The 16,948-nt window shown below is 45.6% G+C and carries 14 protein-coding genes; 10 read left to right on the forward strand and 4 right to left on the reverse strand.

Going from position 1 to position 16,948, the window contains the following annotated elements:
• Positions 1-35: 35 nt before the first annotated feature.
• The 5 genes from NFI81_RS07205 (at position 36) to NFI81_RS07225 (ending at position 7,178) form a co-directional block, all read left to right on the forward strand.
• On the forward strand, positions 36-923 hold the full coding sequence (locus NFI81_RS07205; RefSeq protein ID WP_234613201.1) for a YicC/YloC family endoribonuclease: 888 nt from the start codon (positions 36-38) through the stop codon (positions 921-923).
• A gap of 3 nt (positions 924-926) precedes the next feature.
• Positions 927-1,550, forward strand: a complete 624-nt coding sequence (locus tag NFI81_RS07210; RefSeq protein WP_234613200.1) for a DNA-3-methyladenine glycosylase — start codon at positions 927-929, stop codon at positions 1,548-1,550.
• A 166-nt stretch (positions 1,551-1,716) separates the two neighbouring features.
• Positions 1,717-3,510 (forward strand): tetratricopeptide repeat-containing sensor histidine kinase, encoded by a 1,794-nt coding sequence (locus NFI81_RS07215; RefSeq protein ID WP_252176060.1) that lies wholly within the window; start codon positions 1,717-1,719, stop codon positions 3,508-3,510.
• A 33-nt stretch (positions 3,511-3,543) separates the two neighbouring features.
• Complete coding sequence (locus tag NFI81_RS07220; protein ID WP_234613198.1) at positions 3,544-4,740, forward strand: class I SAM-dependent methyltransferase; 1,197 nt, start codon at positions 3,544-3,546, stop codon at positions 4,738-4,740.
• A 116-nt stretch (positions 4,741-4,856) separates the two neighbouring features.
• Complete coding sequence (locus NFI81_RS07225; RefSeq protein WP_234613197.1) at positions 4,857-7,178, forward strand: efflux RND transporter permease subunit; 2,322 nt, start codon at positions 4,857-4,859, stop codon at positions 7,176-7,178.
• A gap of 72 nt (positions 7,179-7,250) precedes the next feature.
• Here the strand turns inward: NFI81_RS07225 and NFI81_RS07230 are convergent, their stop codons facing one another.
• Positions 7,251-7,973, reverse strand: a complete 723-nt coding sequence (locus NFI81_RS07230; protein ID WP_234613195.1) for a proteasome-type protease — start codon at positions 7,971-7,973, stop codon at positions 7,251-7,253.
• A 190-nt stretch (positions 7,974-8,163) separates the two neighbouring features.
• On the opposite strand from NFI81_RS07230, the gene NFI81_RS07235 reads away from it, so the two are divergent.
• Positions 8,164-8,985: a maleylpyruvate isomerase N-terminal domain-containing protein gene (locus tag NFI81_RS07235; RefSeq protein ID WP_234613194.1), complete on the forward strand. Its 822-nt coding sequence runs from the start codon at positions 8,164-8,166 to the stop codon at positions 8,983-8,985.
• A gap of 93 nt (positions 8,986-9,078) precedes the next feature.
• Complete coding sequence (locus NFI81_RS07240; protein ID WP_234613193.1) at positions 9,079-9,774, forward strand: SGNH/GDSL hydrolase family protein; 696 nt, start codon at positions 9,079-9,081, stop codon at positions 9,772-9,774.
• Between the two features lie 79 nt (positions 9,775-9,853).
• On the opposite strand, the gene NFI81_RS07245 is transcribed toward NFI81_RS07240, so the two are convergent.
• The 3 genes from NFI81_RS07245 to NFI81_RS07255 form a co-directional block, all read right to left on the reverse strand.
• Positions 9,854-10,177, reverse strand: coding sequence for a 2Fe-2S iron-sulfur cluster-binding protein (locus NFI81_RS07245; protein WP_234613192.1), 324 nt, complete (start codon positions 10,175-10,177; stop codon positions 9,854-9,856).
• A gap of 2 nt (positions 10,178-10,179) precedes the next feature.
• Positions 10,180-11,184 carry an NAD(P)/FAD-dependent oxidoreductase gene (locus NFI81_RS07250; RefSeq protein ID WP_234613191.1) on the reverse strand — a complete coding sequence of 335 codons (1,005 nt, stop codon included), beginning with the start codon at positions 11,182-11,184 and terminating at the stop codon, positions 10,180-10,182.
• Positions 11,185-11,282: 98 nt separating this feature from the next.
• Positions 11,283-12,194, reverse strand: coding sequence for a diacylglycerol/lipid kinase family protein (locus tag NFI81_RS07255; RefSeq protein WP_234613190.1), 912 nt, complete (start codon positions 12,192-12,194; stop codon positions 11,283-11,285).
• A 94-nt stretch (positions 12,195-12,288) separates the two neighbouring features.
• Here NFI81_RS07255 and surE point away from each other — a divergent pair, with 94 nt between their 5' ends.
• The 3 genes from surE (at position 12,289) to NFI81_RS07270 (ending at position 16,898) form a co-directional block, all read left to right on the forward strand.
• Positions 12,289-13,023, forward strand: coding sequence for a 5'/3'-nucleotidase SurE (gene surE / locus NFI81_RS07260; protein WP_234613189.1), 735 nt, complete (start codon positions 12,289-12,291; stop codon positions 13,021-13,023).
• A 187-nt stretch (positions 13,024-13,210) separates the two neighbouring features.
• Positions 13,211-14,512, forward strand: a complete 1,302-nt coding sequence (locus NFI81_RS07265; RefSeq protein WP_234613188.1) for an MFS transporter — start codon at positions 13,211-13,213, stop codon at positions 14,510-14,512.
• A 67-nt stretch (positions 14,513-14,579) separates the two neighbouring features.
• Positions 14,580-16,898 carry a DUF7133 domain-containing protein gene (locus tag NFI81_RS07270; RefSeq protein WP_234613187.1) on the forward strand — a complete coding sequence of 773 codons (2,319 nt, stop codon included), beginning with the start codon at positions 14,580-14,582 and terminating at the stop codon, positions 16,896-16,898.
• Positions 16,899-16,948 lie beyond the last annotated feature (50 nt).

A 16,948-nucleotide genomic window follows, 5' to 3' on the forward strand; every position in this document is an offset into this window, starting at 1 on the left:
CAGCGCTTCACATATATCTACTAGACCAAAAACCAATGTTAAAATCAATGACCGGATACGGTGTATCCAACATCGAATCCGAATCAATAAATGTCACGGTTGAGATAAAAACGCTTAATTCCAAGTTTCTGGACATCTATTGCCGCATCCCAAGAAATTTTTCAGACCGCGAGATAGAGATCCGCAACCTGCTCACGCAGTCGCTTGAACGGGGGAAAGTTGAATTCACCCTTTCTGTCCAGCCGGTGGGAAAAACCGTGGCATCAACCTCTGTCAACAAAGCGTTGGTAAATGCTTACTACACAGACCTTTCCGCCACTGCTACCGACTTGGGATTTATTCCCGACGCGACCGAATTGTTGCGCATTGCATTGCAAATGCCTAATGCTTACAATAACGAAACAGTTGATGATTCCAGCAAGGAAAACGATTGGACGCAGATCAAAGTGGCTGTTTTAGAGGCCATTCGCAAATGTTCGGTTTTCAGGGAGCAGGAAGGGAAAATGACCTCAGACAAGTTCACAGAATACATTAACACCATTCAAACATTGCTGGACAACGTAGCCGAGCAGGACAAACTGCGCATTCCGGCCGTGCGGGAGCGGCTTGAAAAGCAGGTTAGGGAACTCCTGGCAGACGACAACTTCGATACCAACCGTTTTGAGCAGGAATTGATTTACTATGTTGAGAAATTTGATATTTCAGAGGAAAAAATCAGACTTGCCAATCACCTCACCTATTTTACTGAAACATTGCAATCACCCGAGAGCAATGGCAAAAAATTGAATTTTATTGCTCAGGAAATTGGCCGGGAAATCAATACAATCGGTTCCAAGGCCAATGATGCGACGATTCAGCATTTGGTTGTTCAAATGAAAGATGAGCTGGAAAAGATCAAAGAACAAACCATGAACATCATTTAATTGGTGCAGGAAAGTATACTTCCATTATCATTTTACAGCGCCTGCGATACCCGCACGCTCGCAGAAAAATTACTGGGCTGCGAGCTGGTACATGAAAGTCCGGACGGAATTACCGGCGGGATAATCGTAGAAACGGAGGCTTACCTTTACGACGATCCCGCCTGTCACGCATACAACAGGCGCACTACACGTACCGAACCCATGTATGGCGTCGCAGGAACAAGCTACGTTTACCTGATATACGGTATGTACGAATGCTTTAATGTTGTGAGCAACAAGGAAGGTGTTGGCGAGGCGGTGCTGATCAGGGCATTACAACCTGTGACGGGCATTGCATTAATGGAACTGCGCAGGCAACTTATTCCAGGCAGAAGTGCTCCAAGACTGCGTAACAAACCTTTGAAATTGAGTGATTTGTGCAAGGGCCCTGGCAATCTCGCCCGGGCTATGGGCATTGAAAGGGCTTTGCATAATAACATCTTATTGAACCAAAGACCCTTGTTTATCAAAGATCGTGTGATCCAAAACCCGGACATTGGCACGTCCAGGCGCATTGGAATCAATGTTGGTGTGGATTCGCCTTACCGATTTTATATAAAAGACAATATTTTTGTGAGTAAATTGTAATTTTTACAGGAAATCTATCACTCCTCTCGTTTAAAAAGCAAAATTATCCTGCGCTTTTTGCAAGAACTTTTTATCTTTGATAGTTAACCCACGCTCGACGACTCTATGAAAATTCTGCAATTGCCGCGTCTTGCGGCTCATTTTACCCGTAGCGGCAGTCTCATTTATGGGTAACTTGTACAGATTATTAACGATTTTGTCATTAGCGACACTGGTCAGCGGAAGTCGTTGCACTTCTGGTTCCGCAGACGCACCTGTTGCGCTAAAAAAGGAGATCGTTGAATCTATGCCGGTTGCGGGTTTCGCAGAAGACACCGTCCTCATTTTAAAATATCACCAGTTTGCAAAAGAATATCTTTTTCAGGATGCCGAAAAAGCAATGTTCTATTCCAAACACGTGCTGAGACTTTCACAAAAACACCAATGGAATAAAGGTAAGATACTGGCTTACAATTTGTTAAGCACGTATTATTTATTGGATGGAAGCTACGACGTACTTCGCGAGCTTTCTAATGAAACCATAACCTTGTCCAAAGATATGCCGCTTTACACGGCGCACGCAAAGCGGTTTTTGGCCGAAAGCTACTCCGAATACAGGCAATGGGATTCTGCCCGGATAAATTACCGGCAAGCCATAGCCATATTTGAAAAGCTTGGAGAAGACAGCGCCGCAGCGACCTGCCTGGATAATCTGGGAAATTCTTATCGGGAGAAGGGAATGTTTGCTGAGGCTATCCCCTATTACGACCAGGCCTACGCGCGTTTCGACAAAATGAACTCCGACTGGGGCCGCGCCACAGTTCTCCAAAACAGGGGTTACCTGCATGTTGTGAAAAAAGAGGGAAAAGAAGCCGAAGAACTATTGAAACGCTCGCTGGTTCTTTTTCAAAAAATAAACAACCGTTATGGCGAGTTGAACGTGCTGAATGATCTGGCCAACATTTACTGTCTGAGCCAGCAAAACGATCTTGCTATCGAAACCGCAGCACGGGCGCTGGATTACTCGACCATATTCCATTCTTCTCAGCAGACCAACTGGGCGCTGCTCTCGCTCGCACGGGCCTACAAGAACAAGAAAATGTTTCAGGAGGCATTGGACTACATGGAAAAGGTCATTTTCAACCGCCGGATGCTGCATACCGAGTATGTCCAGCGGCAGTATACCATGTATCAGTTGAGTTATGACAACCAGATCATGGATTCCGAAATACAGGCAAAAATCATCGCCGAACAACGTACTGTCCAGCGTTTCCTGATCGGTTTCTCGTGCCTGATCATTGGCTTCGCTGCCTTCTTATGGTTCAATAACAAAAAGTTACGGAGAAAAAATGCAGAGATAAGGGAAGCCATGGCGCGCGGGCAAGCTATTGAACGTAAACGCGTTGCAGCCGAACTGCATGATAATCTGGGCGGAACACTCGCTTCTCTAAACTGGTATTTATTCGGGATCGACAAAAAAGTCTTGTCGCCGGAAGAACAGAAAATTTATGAAAGCGTACATCAAATGGTGGGCGCCGCGTACCGCGAAGTGCGCAGTTTGTCGCACAACCTGATGCCTGCTGAACTGGAAGAACACGGACTTGTAATGGCACTGCACAGGCTCATCGACAAGATGAACGAGAACAAGAATATTGAATTCACTTTCAATATTTCAGGCATGTCACACCGGCTGAACAACAAGACCGAATTTGAGCTATATAGCATTGTGCTGGAACTTACGAATAACATCATCAAGCATTCCGGCGCCAATAAAGCAAGCATTAATCTCACCGAAAATCACAAGAACATTCACCTGACGATCATCGATAACGGTAACGGCATGGTTGAACCTTCACGTCAAGGTGTCGGGCTCAAAAATGTAAAAAACAGGGTTGAAAGTCTGCGCGGGAAGGTGCAGATCATCGGCCAGCAGCCCAACGGCTTGAAAGTGGATATAGAAATCCCTAAGACCATCGTTTAATGATAAGCGCCTGAATCACGAGTCACCCTACACATGAATATTTTGCCAAAAGTTGAAGACTTTATAACCGCATTTGAACAGAGCGTTTCCAACAATTCCTTCATCAAGCTCTCGCTGGGAAACTATCACGGGTCAGAAGAAAATCTTAAAAACATTTATGTTAAAAGGATCCTGATTAAGAAGGAAGAAAAATTCAGCTTTACTTACCGATACAAAACCAGGGACATTGTTAAAAATTACAGTTTAGAGGAAGTCAAAATCCTTTTTGAAAGTCTGATCGCAACAGATTTCCATGTGGCGACGCTTTTTACCAATTCAGAAGAACTGCAATTTGAGATACTGAAAAACAATAAGGTTACTTTAAAAAGGAAGACGACTGAAATCAAAGAGGTGCCCCTGCCCGCACATGATCACACTAAAAACCGCCTGATCAGCAGCGAAAATAAACCTTACTTGCATGAACTGAACATTACCGACAAGGATGGAACAGTGTATAAAAAAGCGCAGGATAAGTTTCGGCAGATCAATCATTACATTGAAATATTAAGCGCCCTGGTCAAGGAAATTCCTACCGATACGCGGCTGAATGTAGCCGATATGGGCTCAGGAAAGGGTTATCTCACGTTTGCGCTTTACGATTATTTACAAAATGTACTGCACGTAGACGCGCATGTGACCGGTGTTGAATTTCGCCCCGATCTTGTTTCCCTATGCAACGACATCGCGAAGAATTCCAATTTTAAAAACCTGCATTTCGAGGAAGGCAGTATCGAAAGTTTCAACAGCGAGGGGATTAATATGCTCATTGCGCTGCATGCTTGCGATACGGCTACGGACGATGCGGTTTTCAAGGGAATCTCCGCAGGCTCGGATCTGATCGTGGTTGCGCCTTGCTGTCACAAACAGATCCGCAGGGAAATCGAGAAAAACAAAACCGTGAATGATGTCCAGTTTCTTACTCGTTACGGGATATTCCTGGAACGCCAGGCAGAAATGGTTACCGACGGAATCCGTGCATTGATCCTGGAATATTTTGGATACAAAACCAAAGTCTTTGAATTCATTTCCGATGCGCATACACCCAAAAACGTCCTGATCGTTGGCACGAAGGATACGCGCAACGCACCCGACCAGCCAGCCATTCTTCAAAAGATCCGTGATGCCAAGCAATATTTTGGCATTGGTTACCATCATCTGGAAAAAATTACCGGTTTGCAAAGTCACCAATGATCAATTGGATCGCCTTTTGTAAACATCTGCTACAACCGGATATATCTTTTGAAAAGTCTCATTTTCTCTTCCCTGTCCGTATATTTGCAACTTTTTGTGGAACTGACTAACTTAATATGTGGAATAAAATAGCAACTTACATAATCCGCTACCGGCTTTTGTGGGTTGCATTGGTGTTCGTTTCGACGATTTTCATGGCTTATGAAGCGAGCAAAATCGAACTCTCTTACAACTTCGCCCGGATACTGCCCTCCAACGACCCGGTTGAAAAAGAATATCAGGATTTCAGGAAATTGTTCGGTGAAGATGGCAGCGTCATGGTCATCGGCTGGCAGGATCCGCAACTATTTGAAATCAACAAATTCCGCGACTGGTGCAAGCTCACCCAACGCATTAAAGATACAGAAGGCATCAAAAATGTGCTTTCCCTCGCCAATGTCTATAAAATTAACAGGAACGACAGCCTCCGAAAGTTTGATGTCGCGCCCGTAGTTAAGCAGATCCCGTCCACACAAGCCGAAGCAGACAGCATTCAAAAACAAATTGCCAATCTGCCGATTTATGAGGGATTGATACTCAATAGCAAAACCAATGCAACGCTGATCGTCGTAACATTCAACGACAAGGAGCTCAATTCCAAACGCAGGCTATCCATCGTGACCGACATTGAGGCAATGGCGGAAGAATTCGGCACTAAACACCAGGCTGATCTGCATTATTCCGGTATGCCTTACATTCGTACGGTGAATATGAAGAAGATCTCCGGAGAAATGGAGTTGTTCATGGGATTGGCAGTTTTGGTAACCTTACTGATCCTTTGGGCGTTTTTCAGGTCTCTCCGACTCACGCTGTTGTCTATTGTCGTCGTGCTGATCGGGGTAATTTTCTCGGTCGGGATTTTGCATCTCTTTAACTACAAAATCACCGCGCTTACCGGGCTTCTTCCACCATTATTGATTGTCATAGGCGTGCCTAATTGCGTCTTTCTGATCAACAAATATCAGGTGGAGCTAAGGTCACATAATAATAAGGACGAAGCATTACTGGAAATGATCCGGCAAATCGGCCTGTCAACATTCCTTGCAAACATGACCACCGCCATCGGGTTTGGGGTTTTCTACTTCACAAACAGCATTTTGCTTGTCGAATTTGGCGTTGTGGCGGCGATCAGTGTGATGGCAACTTATGTACTATGCCTGCTTTTATTGCCGATCACGCTGCATTATATGAGCGTTCCGAAAGCACGCCATTTGAAACATTTGGACGGGAAATGGGCTTCCGGATTCCTGAAAAAAGTTGATTTCCTGGTGCATAACCGCCGTAAAGAAATCTACATGGCCATGGTCCTGCTGATCATCATTTCTGCTTTTGGAATGACCAAAATCAAAACGATCGGTTACGTAGTCGATGACCTGCCGAAAAAGGATGTTGTTTACACAGATTTAAGGTTTTTTGAAAAGAATTTTAATGGTGTGCTGCCGTTTGAGGTGATGATTGATACGAAGCAGCCCAACGGCATTTTTGCCGACCAGGCCGAAGTGCTGTATAAAATAAAGGCGTTTCAGAACGAAATGGAGAAGTTTCCGGAGTTTTCCAAACCACTATCTGTGGTGGAGGCGTCGCGTTTTTTATATCAATCCTACCGCGGCGGTGATGCTAAATATTACGCATTGCCGGGCGTTTTAGAGTTGAACAAGCTAACCGGTTACGTGCAGGATCAGCAGGGCGCTGCCAAGCAGTTAAATGCATTTTTGAACAAGGACAAAAGCGTAACGCGTGTCAGCTTCCAAATGGCTGACGTTGGCTCTGAGCGCATTAAGGAATTAATGCAAAAGATCCGTCCAAAAGTCGATTCCATATTCAGTCCGGCAAAATATAAGGTGAGCCTTACCGGCCACAGTCTGGTTTTCCTGAAAAGCAATGATTATTTGTTAAGCAATCTGTATGAAAGTCTGCTGATCGCGATTGGCCTCATTGCCATTGTCGGCATGGTACTTTTCAGGTCTGTACCCATCATTTTACTTTCCAAATTGCCGTGTTTGATTCCTTTGGCACTGACGGCAGGCATAATGGGTTATTTCGGCATTTATTTCAAACCAACCACCATTCTAATTTTCAGTATTACATTTGGTATCGCCTCCGACGGAACTGTTTATTTCCTGACCAGATATCGTGAGGAACTGCATAAAAACGGCCTTACGCCATCTCAGGCTGTAACTCAATCTATTTTTGGGACGGGCCTAAGTATGATTTACACAGCGGTGATCTTGTTCTGTGGATTCTCGATATTCGCTGCATCTAGCTTCGGTGGAACGGCTGCGATGGGTGTCATGGTCTCAATCACATTGCTTGTAGCGATGTGTACAAATCTGATTTTGCTGCCCGCATTGCTGCTTTCGATTGCTAAACGGCAGGGGAAAAATGTGAAACCGAGCTGACGACGTTGCAGTTCTTTTTCAGGTTAGTAATAACAAAAAAATGGCTGCCTCTTTCAAAGCAGCCATTTTTTGTCAGACGATTTTTTCAAAACTCTGATCCATCCACTCTTCCGGAATGTCGTCGAGCGCTTGTTTGAGTTTATCGGCCCAGATGTCGGAGATCTGCTCTAAGTCCCGCTTTTCGTAACGGTGCTCAACAATTTTGAAACTGTCTTTTTTGTATAACACCACATCAATAGGGAAATCTACATCATTGTTACTGACGCGAGTTGAATCAAAAGACAGAAAACCTGCTTTCAAAGCCTGCTTCATCGTCGATTCACCATTCAGTACGCGGTTCAGGATTGCTTTTCCCTGTCCGGAATTTCCAATGATCACGTAAGGCGAGCCTTCGTCCAGTTCCACCCAGTTGCCTTCGGAATACAGCAAAAACAGCTTGTGCTCAGCATCATCTTTTAACTGTCCGCCAACAATCGTGTTCAGGTTAAATTTCAAACCGGCACGTTCCAATGCTGCCCTATCCTCCTCCGCAACGCGCTTGATCTGCTCTCCGAAAGCATTTACGGCCTTGTAAAGCTTATTATAAACAACGCCTTCACCGATGAGTTCCTCAAAATAATGAACCGCTTTATCCCGCACGGAACGGAGCCCGCTGGTCATGATAAAAAGGGAATAGTTGTCCTTTTGAGTCACATACATTTTCTTTTTTACAGTCGTATTGGTGCCTGCTGTAATGCGGGTGTCGGCGAGTGCGACAAGCCCTTCTTTTACTTTTATTCCTAAACAATAAGTCATTTTCTACTTTCAATTAAATCGCCCGAATCGCCTGTTTGTAGTGGTCTGATGGGTCGCTAACTATTTAAAATACGCTCAAAAGTACCAAAATGACCGATGGCGCGGACAAAAAATATACATTTAATAGTGATTTTTTTGAAATTGCAACCTTCGCAAAAGCACTGCCGACAACAAAACGAGCCGTTATTTTATGATTCAAACTGTCCATTTATTCCCGATTCTCGACCAGAAATTAATCGAATTACTCAAATCACTTTCGCACGACGATTGGCATAAAACCACCGTAGCGAGGCTATGGAGCGTAAAAGACGTGGCTTCGCACCTGCTGGACGGAAACCTGAGAACCATTTCGGGATCGAGGGACAACTATAACATTCCCCCAGACCGGGAAATTAACTCTTATGAAGACATGGTGGGCTTCCTCAATAAGCTGAACAGTGACTGGGTGAATGCTACAAAACGGCTCAGCCCTGGCGTTCTTATTGATTTGCTGGAATCCACGGGAAAAGAATATTCGCTGATCATGTCGGAACAGGATTTGGATCGTGAAGCACGATTTGCGGTGGCCTGGGCAGGCGAACAGAGGTCCAAAAACTGGTTTCACATTGCGCGCGAATACACCGAAAAGTGGCATCACCAGCAGCAGATCAGGGAAGCAACGGGCAAGCAAGGCATCATTACCGAACAACTTTATTACCCATTCATCGACACCCTGCTGCGCGGGCTGCCACACACTTACCGCAATGTCGATGCGCAGCCTGGAACGGCGGTAGGCATTGATGTTGGTTTGGAACAACCATTTCTAAGATTTTTGATTAAGGAACAAGACGGCTGGAAAATTGAAAATCATTATCCAAACGAGACAAATGCCACCGTTCGCATCCCGCCCGGAACCGCCTGGAAGCTGTTTACAAAAGCAATTAAACCGGAAGAAGCCGAAAAAGACATTACCATAAGCGGCGATTCAAATCTGGCCAAAGTGGCTTTGAACCTGATCGCCGTCATGGCTTAATGTGGCCTGCATTCGATCTAAAACATTTAAATCGCTGTATATAGACAGAAAAAGCGGCTGATAACAACTTAATGGCTGATTGGAGAGATCGATATGAAGCTAATTCAAATATTATTCATTTACATTTCATTGTTGTCTGGTTGCAGCAAAAAGGGCGATCCCGGAAACGCTTACAACCCGGGCAGCAATGAACCCGGTGCGAAATTTCTCGCGCTGGGCGATTCCTACACCATCGGGCAAAGCGTGACGGAAGCCGAACGCTGGCCCGTATTATTAGTAAAAAGTTTAAAAAATGCCAACGCCCAGTTCCGATCTCCGGACATTATCGCCACCACCGGCTGGACCACGCGTGACCTTATATTTTCAGTTGATAATGCGAAACCCGCAAACAACTATGACCTGGTTTCGCTAATGATCGGTGTTAACAACCAATTTCAGGGTCGGAGCATTGACGAATATCGCACCGAATTCCGAAGCCTGCTCACTAAAAGCATCGCACTAGCCGGTGGCAAAGTGGAGCATGTTTTTGTTTTGTCCATTCCTGATTGGGGCGCAACGCCTTATGGTGAAAGTGACCGTGCCGACATCGCCAAAGAGATCGATGCATTTAACGCGGTTGCCAGAGATGAATGCGATAAGCAAAAAGTCATTTTCATAGACATAACCTCTATTTCAAAGCAGGCATTGAATGATCCGGCTTTGCTGGCCAGGGACAACCTGCATTACTCGGGCAAAATGCACCAGCTTTGGGTCGATGCCGTTCTGCCGCTGATCAAGTCCAGAATATGAGTGTTTTGTAAAACTAAAAACCTCCGCTTTACAAAGGCGAAGGTTTATGTACTCATATTCCAAAATTCTATAACCTTAACTACGCTTCCTGTAAAGCTTTCAAACGGATTACCAGCCCGTCCATTTGATCATTGCAGCGGAGCTGGCACGCAAGCCGGCTGTTCATTTCGGCATCCGGCAATGTGTCCAGTGTCGCCAGTTCGTTATCGTTCAGCTCGGGCAACCCCTCGCCGCCTTCCAGCACCGCAATGTGGCAGGTTGCGCAAAGGCCCATACCGCCACAAGTTGCCTGAATATCGTATTCATATGCTTTCAGCATTTCCATTAAATTGAGTCCCATATCTACTGGAACTTCCAGATCCTGACGATCTCCGTTATTATCTTCTACTTGAATATTGATCATGGCTAAAATGCATTAACTCCGTTAACAGTGGTGTATTTGAAACTCAATTTCTGGTCCGGGTAAACGAATTTAAATGCGCTTTGCATCATGATCGCGGCTTCATGAAACCCGCAGAGGATCAGCTTTAATTTACCCGGATAAGTGTTTATATCGCCGATCGCGTAGATCCGCTCCACATTGGTGGAATAGTCCACTGTGTCAACTACAACAGCAGATTTCTCAACGCCCAGCTGCCAATCAGCAATCGGCCCAAGCTTTGGACTCAATCCGAAGAGTGGAATAAAATGGTCGGTGGGAATTGTGGTGACGCTTTTGTCATTGCCAACAATAGAAATTTCTTTCAACACGCCGTTACCACCCAGGCTGCTGACCTGCGATTGCAGGATCAGATTGATCTTCCCTTTTTCAGCAAGCTCGAAAACTTTTTCGGCTGAATCGGGTGCACCACGGAAGGTGTCTCCCCGGTGCACCAGCGTTACTTTTAATGCTATATCTGAAAGAAAAATAGTCCAGTCCAGTGCAGAGTCTCCGCCACCGGCCAGCACAACGTTCTGGTTACGGAATTGTTCGGGTCTCTTCACCATATAGTGAACTCCTTTGCCCTCGAAATATTCTAATTTATCGACCGCAGGTTTTCTTGGTTCAAAACTTCCCAGGCCGGCTGCTATAACCACAACTTTGCAGTGAACAGCCGTTCCTTCATTTGTGCGGACAATGTAAGATTCGTCCTCCTGTTTTTCCAGCGCTTCCACGCGTTCGCCTAATGTGAAGCCTGGCTTGAATTCCTCGATCTGGATCATTAAATTTTTGACCAGATCTTCGGCTATGATTCCCGGTGCGCCAGGAATGTCGTAGATGGGTTTTTGAGGATAAATTTCTGAGAGCTGGCCGCCTACAACCGGCAGGGCGTCGATCAGATGACAACGCATTTTCAGCAATCCGGCTTCGAAGACAGCAAATAAACCCACTGGCCCGGCACCGATAATGCAAATATCTGTGGTAATCATGATTGTATGAATTGAATTTTGGAATAATTTAATGACCAAAATTACGATTCATTTGTACAGCATACCAATCACAATTGCTTATAAACCATAACCAAAAGTTATTGCAAGTTTGATTTTGTAATGACGAAGTGCAGCATTTTTGGTTGCACTTCAATGGTCACTCCGGCCGGCTCTTCCAGCTTAATGCGTTCATCATCAATGTGTAAGTCTTTACCTTCCCAAGCCAATTCCACGCTTTTGGCCTTAATGGTCGGGAATTTATATTTTTCGTCTTCACCATTGATTTGACTTAGTATGAACGCTTCAAATTTCTTTCGCTGCGTTTCCGGGATTGTTACTATTTCAAGTTCGCCATCTCCTGGATCCGCGTCAGGCGCAAGAAACAGATTAGGTCCAATGGATCGGATGTTCATGACTTCAACCATCAGATATCTACCTGAATGCTCCACACCGTCAGCCACGATCTTACACTCCTTGGCCTCATAATTCAATACAATGTCGTAAAGCACTGCAAGCGCAGCTTTGAGTTTTTGTTCTACCGTATCGCCGATTTCTGCTTCCATTTTACTCATCACCTTCATCAGTCGCGGGAATACGCCGTAACCGAATCCTTCCAGAAAAAAGCGGTCGTCACCCAATCCGTATATTTTGCCGATGTCAAATGGTTGTAAATGTTCGTTATGCCAGCTTTTCGCGATTTCTTTCGCTTCACCGGTGATTTGCAAGGCAGTTGCAATGTTATTGGCGGTGCCGTGCGGCAATAATGCGAGTGGATATTGTTTGTCTAGCCGCTTTCTTTCCATTAATGCCTTGGCAACGCGCCTCACGGTTCCATCACCGCCGGCAATGATAAGAAAATCGGTCTCTGTTTTGAAGTCGTCCCAGCCCTCGTCTTTTACGGAGGAGTAATCACATTTAAAACCTTCCGCCTCAATCAGTTTTACTAATTCTTTTTCGGAAAAATCATTATCCCCGGCCGTGGGGTTGTGCAAAAGGTTGGTGTTTTTCATAGCAAGTATTTAGGATAACGGTTCAAGCATAAAAAACATACCAGGCATAATTTTATTAACGTATAGCTTAAAATAGCATAAAAAAGATATCACTATGAAAATCCTTGTGACAAACGACGACGGAATATACAGTCCCGGACTTGCCGCCCTTGCCAAAATCGCGGCTCGGTTTGGAGAGGTTAAAGTAGTTGCCCCCGATGTGGAACAATCATCAATGGGTCATGCGATTACAGCTTCCAGACCTCTGTCATATAAAAAATCCCCCATAGATTTCGACGGAATTGATGCCTGGCGTGTGAATGGTACGCCAGCAGACTGCGTGGCGCTGGGCCAGCATTTATGGGATAAGCCTGACGTGGTCCTTTCTGGTATCAACATGGGGCCGAACCTGGGTAACGCCATGTGGCATTCTGGAACATTAGCAGCGGCAAAACAGGCCGTCCTGTTTGGGATGAAGGGAATTGCACTCAGCACGCCCACAGATAAAGAGCCCGATTTTGATGCGCTGGATCCTTTTGTTGAAAAAACGCTGGCATTATTGTTCCAAAATGACCATTTAAATCTGGTCAACGTGAATTTCCCGCATGACCCGAAGGGCGTTCGCTGGACTAGACAATCAGTAAGATTGTACGACAATCAAATTGTACCCGCACTCGACCCGATGGGTAGGAAACATTACTGGTTTACGGTTATTCCTATGGAGCCGGCAGAAGAAGGCACGGACCGCTGGGCTATCGAAAACGGCTTCGTATCAATAACCCCGCTACGGCTCGACCTGACCAATGAAGCCGACCTTGAAAAGGCTCAAAAGGCCTACCCGATCGCCTGATACTGACTTACAACAACGTTTGAAAAACCCATATTTCCCGCCGCTACAACTCAGCTTGTTAGTGGCAGGATTCTTTTTATTGAGGGTTATACAATCCTTTTAAGGGGTAGAATGGCTAAAAAATAGTCTTCTTTTCTGACAGTCACTTTTTAGATCCTGAATCCGAAGAAATCTTTTACCTCTTACTATGGAAAAATCCAAAATTGGCAATTACCGCTGGGTCATTTGTGCATTACTATTTTTTGCCACCACAATCAATTACATCGACAGACAAATCCTTGGCTTACTGAAACCTACGCTCGAACTGGAATTTAACTGGACCGAGTCGGACTACGCAAACATTGTCATGGTTTTTGCCGGTTGTTATGCCTTGGGTTATATCATTTTTGGAAATTTCATTGACAGGATCGGGTCAAAAATGGGTTACTCTATCTCCATTATCATATGGAGCATTGCTGCGATTGCGCATGCTTTCGTCAAAAGTACATTTGGTTTTGGCGCGGTAAGGGCGCTTTTAGGATTGGGTGAAGCGGGAAATTTCCCAGCAGCTGTAAAAGCCACCGCCGAATGGTTCCCTAAGCGCGAGCGCGCACTTGCAACAGGAATCTTCAACTCGGGGACGAGCATCGGTGCCGTTGCTGCTCCGATCATGGTGCCCTGGTTGCTGGGCGCATACGGATGGCAAGAAGCATTTTTGATCACCGGAGCATTGGGTTTTATATGGCTGATATTCTGGTGGTTGTTTTATGAAATCCCATCGCGGCACAAGAAGATACAGCCCGAGGAATTTGCTTACATTCACAGTGATAGTGAAGATATCGCAACTGCCGATGAAAAGCCGATCAAATGGGCCAAGCTCATTCAGCTTCCACAAACCTGGGTTTTCATCAGCGGAAAACTACTCACCGATCCAATCTGGTGGTTCTTTCTTTTTTGGCTCCCCTCCTACTTTGCCACCACATTCTCGCTCGACCTTAAAAAACCAAGTCTGCACCTGGCCATCGTTTACACGGCAACCACATTCGGGAGCATAGGCGGCGGTTATTTGTCTTCCTATCTGATAAAAAAATTAGGCTGGGCACCGTTACGGGCGCGTAAAGCTACTTTGTTGGTCGTGGCGTTCGCTGTTTTGCCTATTATACTGGCTAAGTTTGCGACCGACATCTGGGTTGCAGTGGCCATTATCAGCATTGCGGCGGCAGCGCACCAGGCATGGAGCGCGAATATTTTCACCATTGTTTCCGATATTTTCCCAAAACGTGCGGTAAGCTCAGTGGTAGGCATCGGCGGCATGGCAGGATCCATTGGTTCAACCCTGTTCCCGTTGCTGGTTGGCTCTTTACTGGATTATTATAAAGCAGCCGGAAACATTGGCGCTGGCTACAATATCTTGTTCGTTATATGCGGTTTGGCCTATTTTGCTGCGTGGCTGATCATTCATTTCCTGACCAAGAATATGAAACCGGTGGAAGAAGCGTTAAGAGATTGATTGTTCAGCGTTTCCAGCCTTTCTAATTAAATATTCATCACTAACTGAAAAGAGGTAATTCATTGAAATGAGAAAGTCCCGCTACTATATACTTTTCCTGACGATTTCAATCACGCTGTTTTATTGCAAGTCAAATAAGCAAACCGCGTCGAAACAGGTTATTTCGGAGAAAACGGAAAAGGAAACAACCGCACCTGTCTCCGCCAAAGCCCAGTCGCCCTTTATTGCACCTGGCAAGACGATTGAAAAAATGCAGGTGGAGAATGGTTTCGAAGTAAAACTGATCGCCTCGGAGCCTTTGGTAAGTTCACCGGTCGCCATGCAGTTTGACGACAAAGCCAGAATGTGGGTGGTGGAAATGACGGGCTACATGCCCGACACCATCGGAACCGGTGAAGACATTCCCAATGGCAACATTGTGATCCTGGACGATAAGAATAAAGATGGTGTTTACGACGATCGCACGGTCATAATTGATTCACTTATTCTGCCAAGGGCCATTTGCCTGATAGAGAATGGCATACTGGTTGCTGAACCGACCAATCTCTGGTTTTACGAAATTAAAAATGACAAGGTTGGCAAAAAAACATTAGTTGACCCAAAATATACCGAAGGCGGGAATGTTGAACACCAGCCAAACGGACTGTTCCGCGCGCTCGACAACTGGATCTACAACGCGAAGTCGGACAAGCGCTATCGCAAACGGGGCAATAAATGGGAAATTGAGCACACGCATTTTCGTGGACAATGGGGCATTAGCCAGGATAATTACGGCCGCCTTTATTATAACAACAATTCACAGAACCTGATTGGCGATTACTTTCCTGCCGGCCTGGGCGCTTCCAACAAAAACCAGAAGAACGTGGCTGGTTACAATGAAAAATGGGTCGCTAATAACAATGTATTTCCGCTGCATCCCACACCCGGCGTGAACCGCGGGTATATGAAAAATGTCCTTGACGACAGCCTGCGTTTGACCAATTTTACGGCAGCAGCAGCACCGGTCGTTTATCGCGGAGACCTTTTCGGTGATAATTATCAATTCAACGCATTTGTGCCCGAGCCTTCCGCAAACCTCATTAAGCGGAACATCCTGTCTGAAAATGGCTATATTGTTAAAGGCGAACAGGCTTATAAGAACAAGGAATTCCTGGCCAGCACGGATGAACGTTTCCGTCCCGTAAGCCTTTACAATGGTCCCGACGGCGCGATGTACATTCTCGATATGTACCGTGGCATCATTCAACACAAAACTTATCTGACGCCTTATCTGAAAGACCAGATCGGGAAACGTGAACTTACTCAGCCACTTTCTGCCGGACGCATTTACAAAGTGGTCCCTAAGAGTGCCAAGGCAAAACCTGTCATGATCCCGTCGGACGCGAACGAATTGGTGAAGCTTCTGGGCCACGCCAATGGCTGGGTAAGGGATCGTGCACAGCAGAAACTCATTGATGGAAAATACAACCAAACCGTGCCTGCATTGCGCGCTGCGATTAAGCAGACTGCAAATCCGTTGCTTGCAATACACGCATTATGGACTTTGGAAGGGCTTAATTCATTGAAAACCGAAGAAGCGGCAGCCTGGTTGAGACAGTCGAATTGGAAGTTTCGCATGCAGGGGCTCGCTGTTTCGCCAGCGCTCATGACGCCGGGCTCTTATCAGCAATTTGCTTCCCTATTTAATACAATGGTGGACGCAAATGACACATTATCAGCTCCTTATATTGCACTGGTTGCCAAAACAATTCAACCTTTCGACACAGCAGCATCACGGGGCTTATTAACTAAGCTTGCTTTGAAATATCCCAATAACCGATATGTAACGGACGCGATCATCAGCAACTTGCAGGATCAGGAAGAAGGTTTCCAGTCGGAAATTTCCGCGTCTTTGTCGAGCCCGGATCTTTTGCTTAATAAACAGCTTCAACGCGCTATCAACACCGTACAAAGCGCACGCGGCAACAGAAACCCGGAAATGCTGAAAAAAGAATTTCCAAAAGGCGAAGCATTATTTACTTCCATTTGCCAGACTTGCCATGGAGCAGACGGCGCCGGGATCAAATCGCTGGCACCGCCTTTGAACCAGTCGGAATGGGTTACTGGGAATAAGGATAAGCTGATCTCGATCATTTTGTATGGTTTGACAGGCCCTGTGAAAGTGAATGGCCGCGTTTACCAGACTCCTGAGGTAAGTGGTGATATGCCGGGCATTGGCTACGATAAAGACATGCCCAGCGAGGACATTGCGCAATTATTGAGCTTTATCAGGAAATCGTGGCGTAACGATGCCGACAAGATCACAACCGAGGAAGTGGAAAAAACAAGACAAAAACTTACCGGTCGCGAGAAAGCATTCACCGAGAACGAGCTGAACGGAATATAGGCGGTTAAGCCAGAAAGCACTAAGTTTGTTCTTTTACAAACAAACAATAT

This window comes from Dyadobacter fanqingshengii (genome assembly GCF_023822005.2).
GTDB classification, from domain to species: Bacteria; Bacteroidota; Bacteroidia; order Cytophagales; family Spirosomataceae; genus Dyadobacter; species Dyadobacter fanqingshengii.

Bases quoted from the DNA above. Each gene is read 5' to 3' on its own strand.
- NFI81_RS07205 (WP_234613201.1), top strand. From the start codon at position 36: ATGTTAAAATCAATGACCGGATACGGTGTATCCAACATCGAATCCGAA.
- NFI81_RS07215 (WP_252176060.1), top strand. From the start codon at position 1,717: ATGGGTAACTTGTACAGATTATTAACGATTTTGTCATTAGCGACACTG.
- NFI81_RS07220 (WP_234613198.1), top strand. From the start codon at position 3,544: ATGAATATTTTGCCAAAAGTTGAAGACTTTATAACCGCATTTGAACAG.
- NFI81_RS07225 (WP_234613197.1), top strand. From the start codon at position 4,857: ATGTGGAATAAAATAGCAACTTACATAATCCGCTACCGGCTTTTGTGG.
- NFI81_RS07230 (WP_234613195.1), bottom strand. From the start codon at position 7,973: ATGACTTATTGTTTAGGAATAAAAGTAAAAGAAGGGCTTGTCGCACTC.
- NFI81_RS07235 (WP_234613194.1), top strand. From the start codon at position 8,164: ATGATTCAAACTGTCCATTTATTCCCGATTCTCGACCAGAAATTAATC.
- NFI81_RS07240 (WP_234613193.1), top strand. From the start codon at position 9,079: ATGAAGCTAATTCAAATATTATTCATTTACATTTCATTGTTGTCTGGT.
- NFI81_RS07245 (WP_234613192.1), bottom strand. From the start codon at position 10,177: ATGATCAATATTCAAGTAGAAGATAATAACGGAGATCGTCAGGATCTG.
- NFI81_RS07250 (WP_234613191.1), bottom strand. From the start codon at position 11,184: ATGATTACCACAGATATTTGCATTATCGGTGCCGGGCCAGTGGGTTTA.
- NFI81_RS07255 (WP_234613190.1), bottom strand. From the start codon at position 12,194: ATGAAAAACACCAACCTTTTGCACAACCCCACGGCCGGGGATAATGAT.
- surE (WP_234613189.1), top strand. From the start codon at position 12,289: ATGAAAATCCTTGTGACAAACGACGACGGAATATACAGTCCCGGACTT.
- NFI81_RS07265 (WP_234613188.1), top strand. From the start codon at position 13,211: ATGGAAAAATCCAAAATTGGCAATTACCGCTGGGTCATTTGTGCATTA.
- NFI81_RS07270 (WP_234613187.1), top strand. From the start codon at position 14,580: ATGAGAAAGTCCCGCTACTATATACTTTTCCTGACGATTTCAATCACG.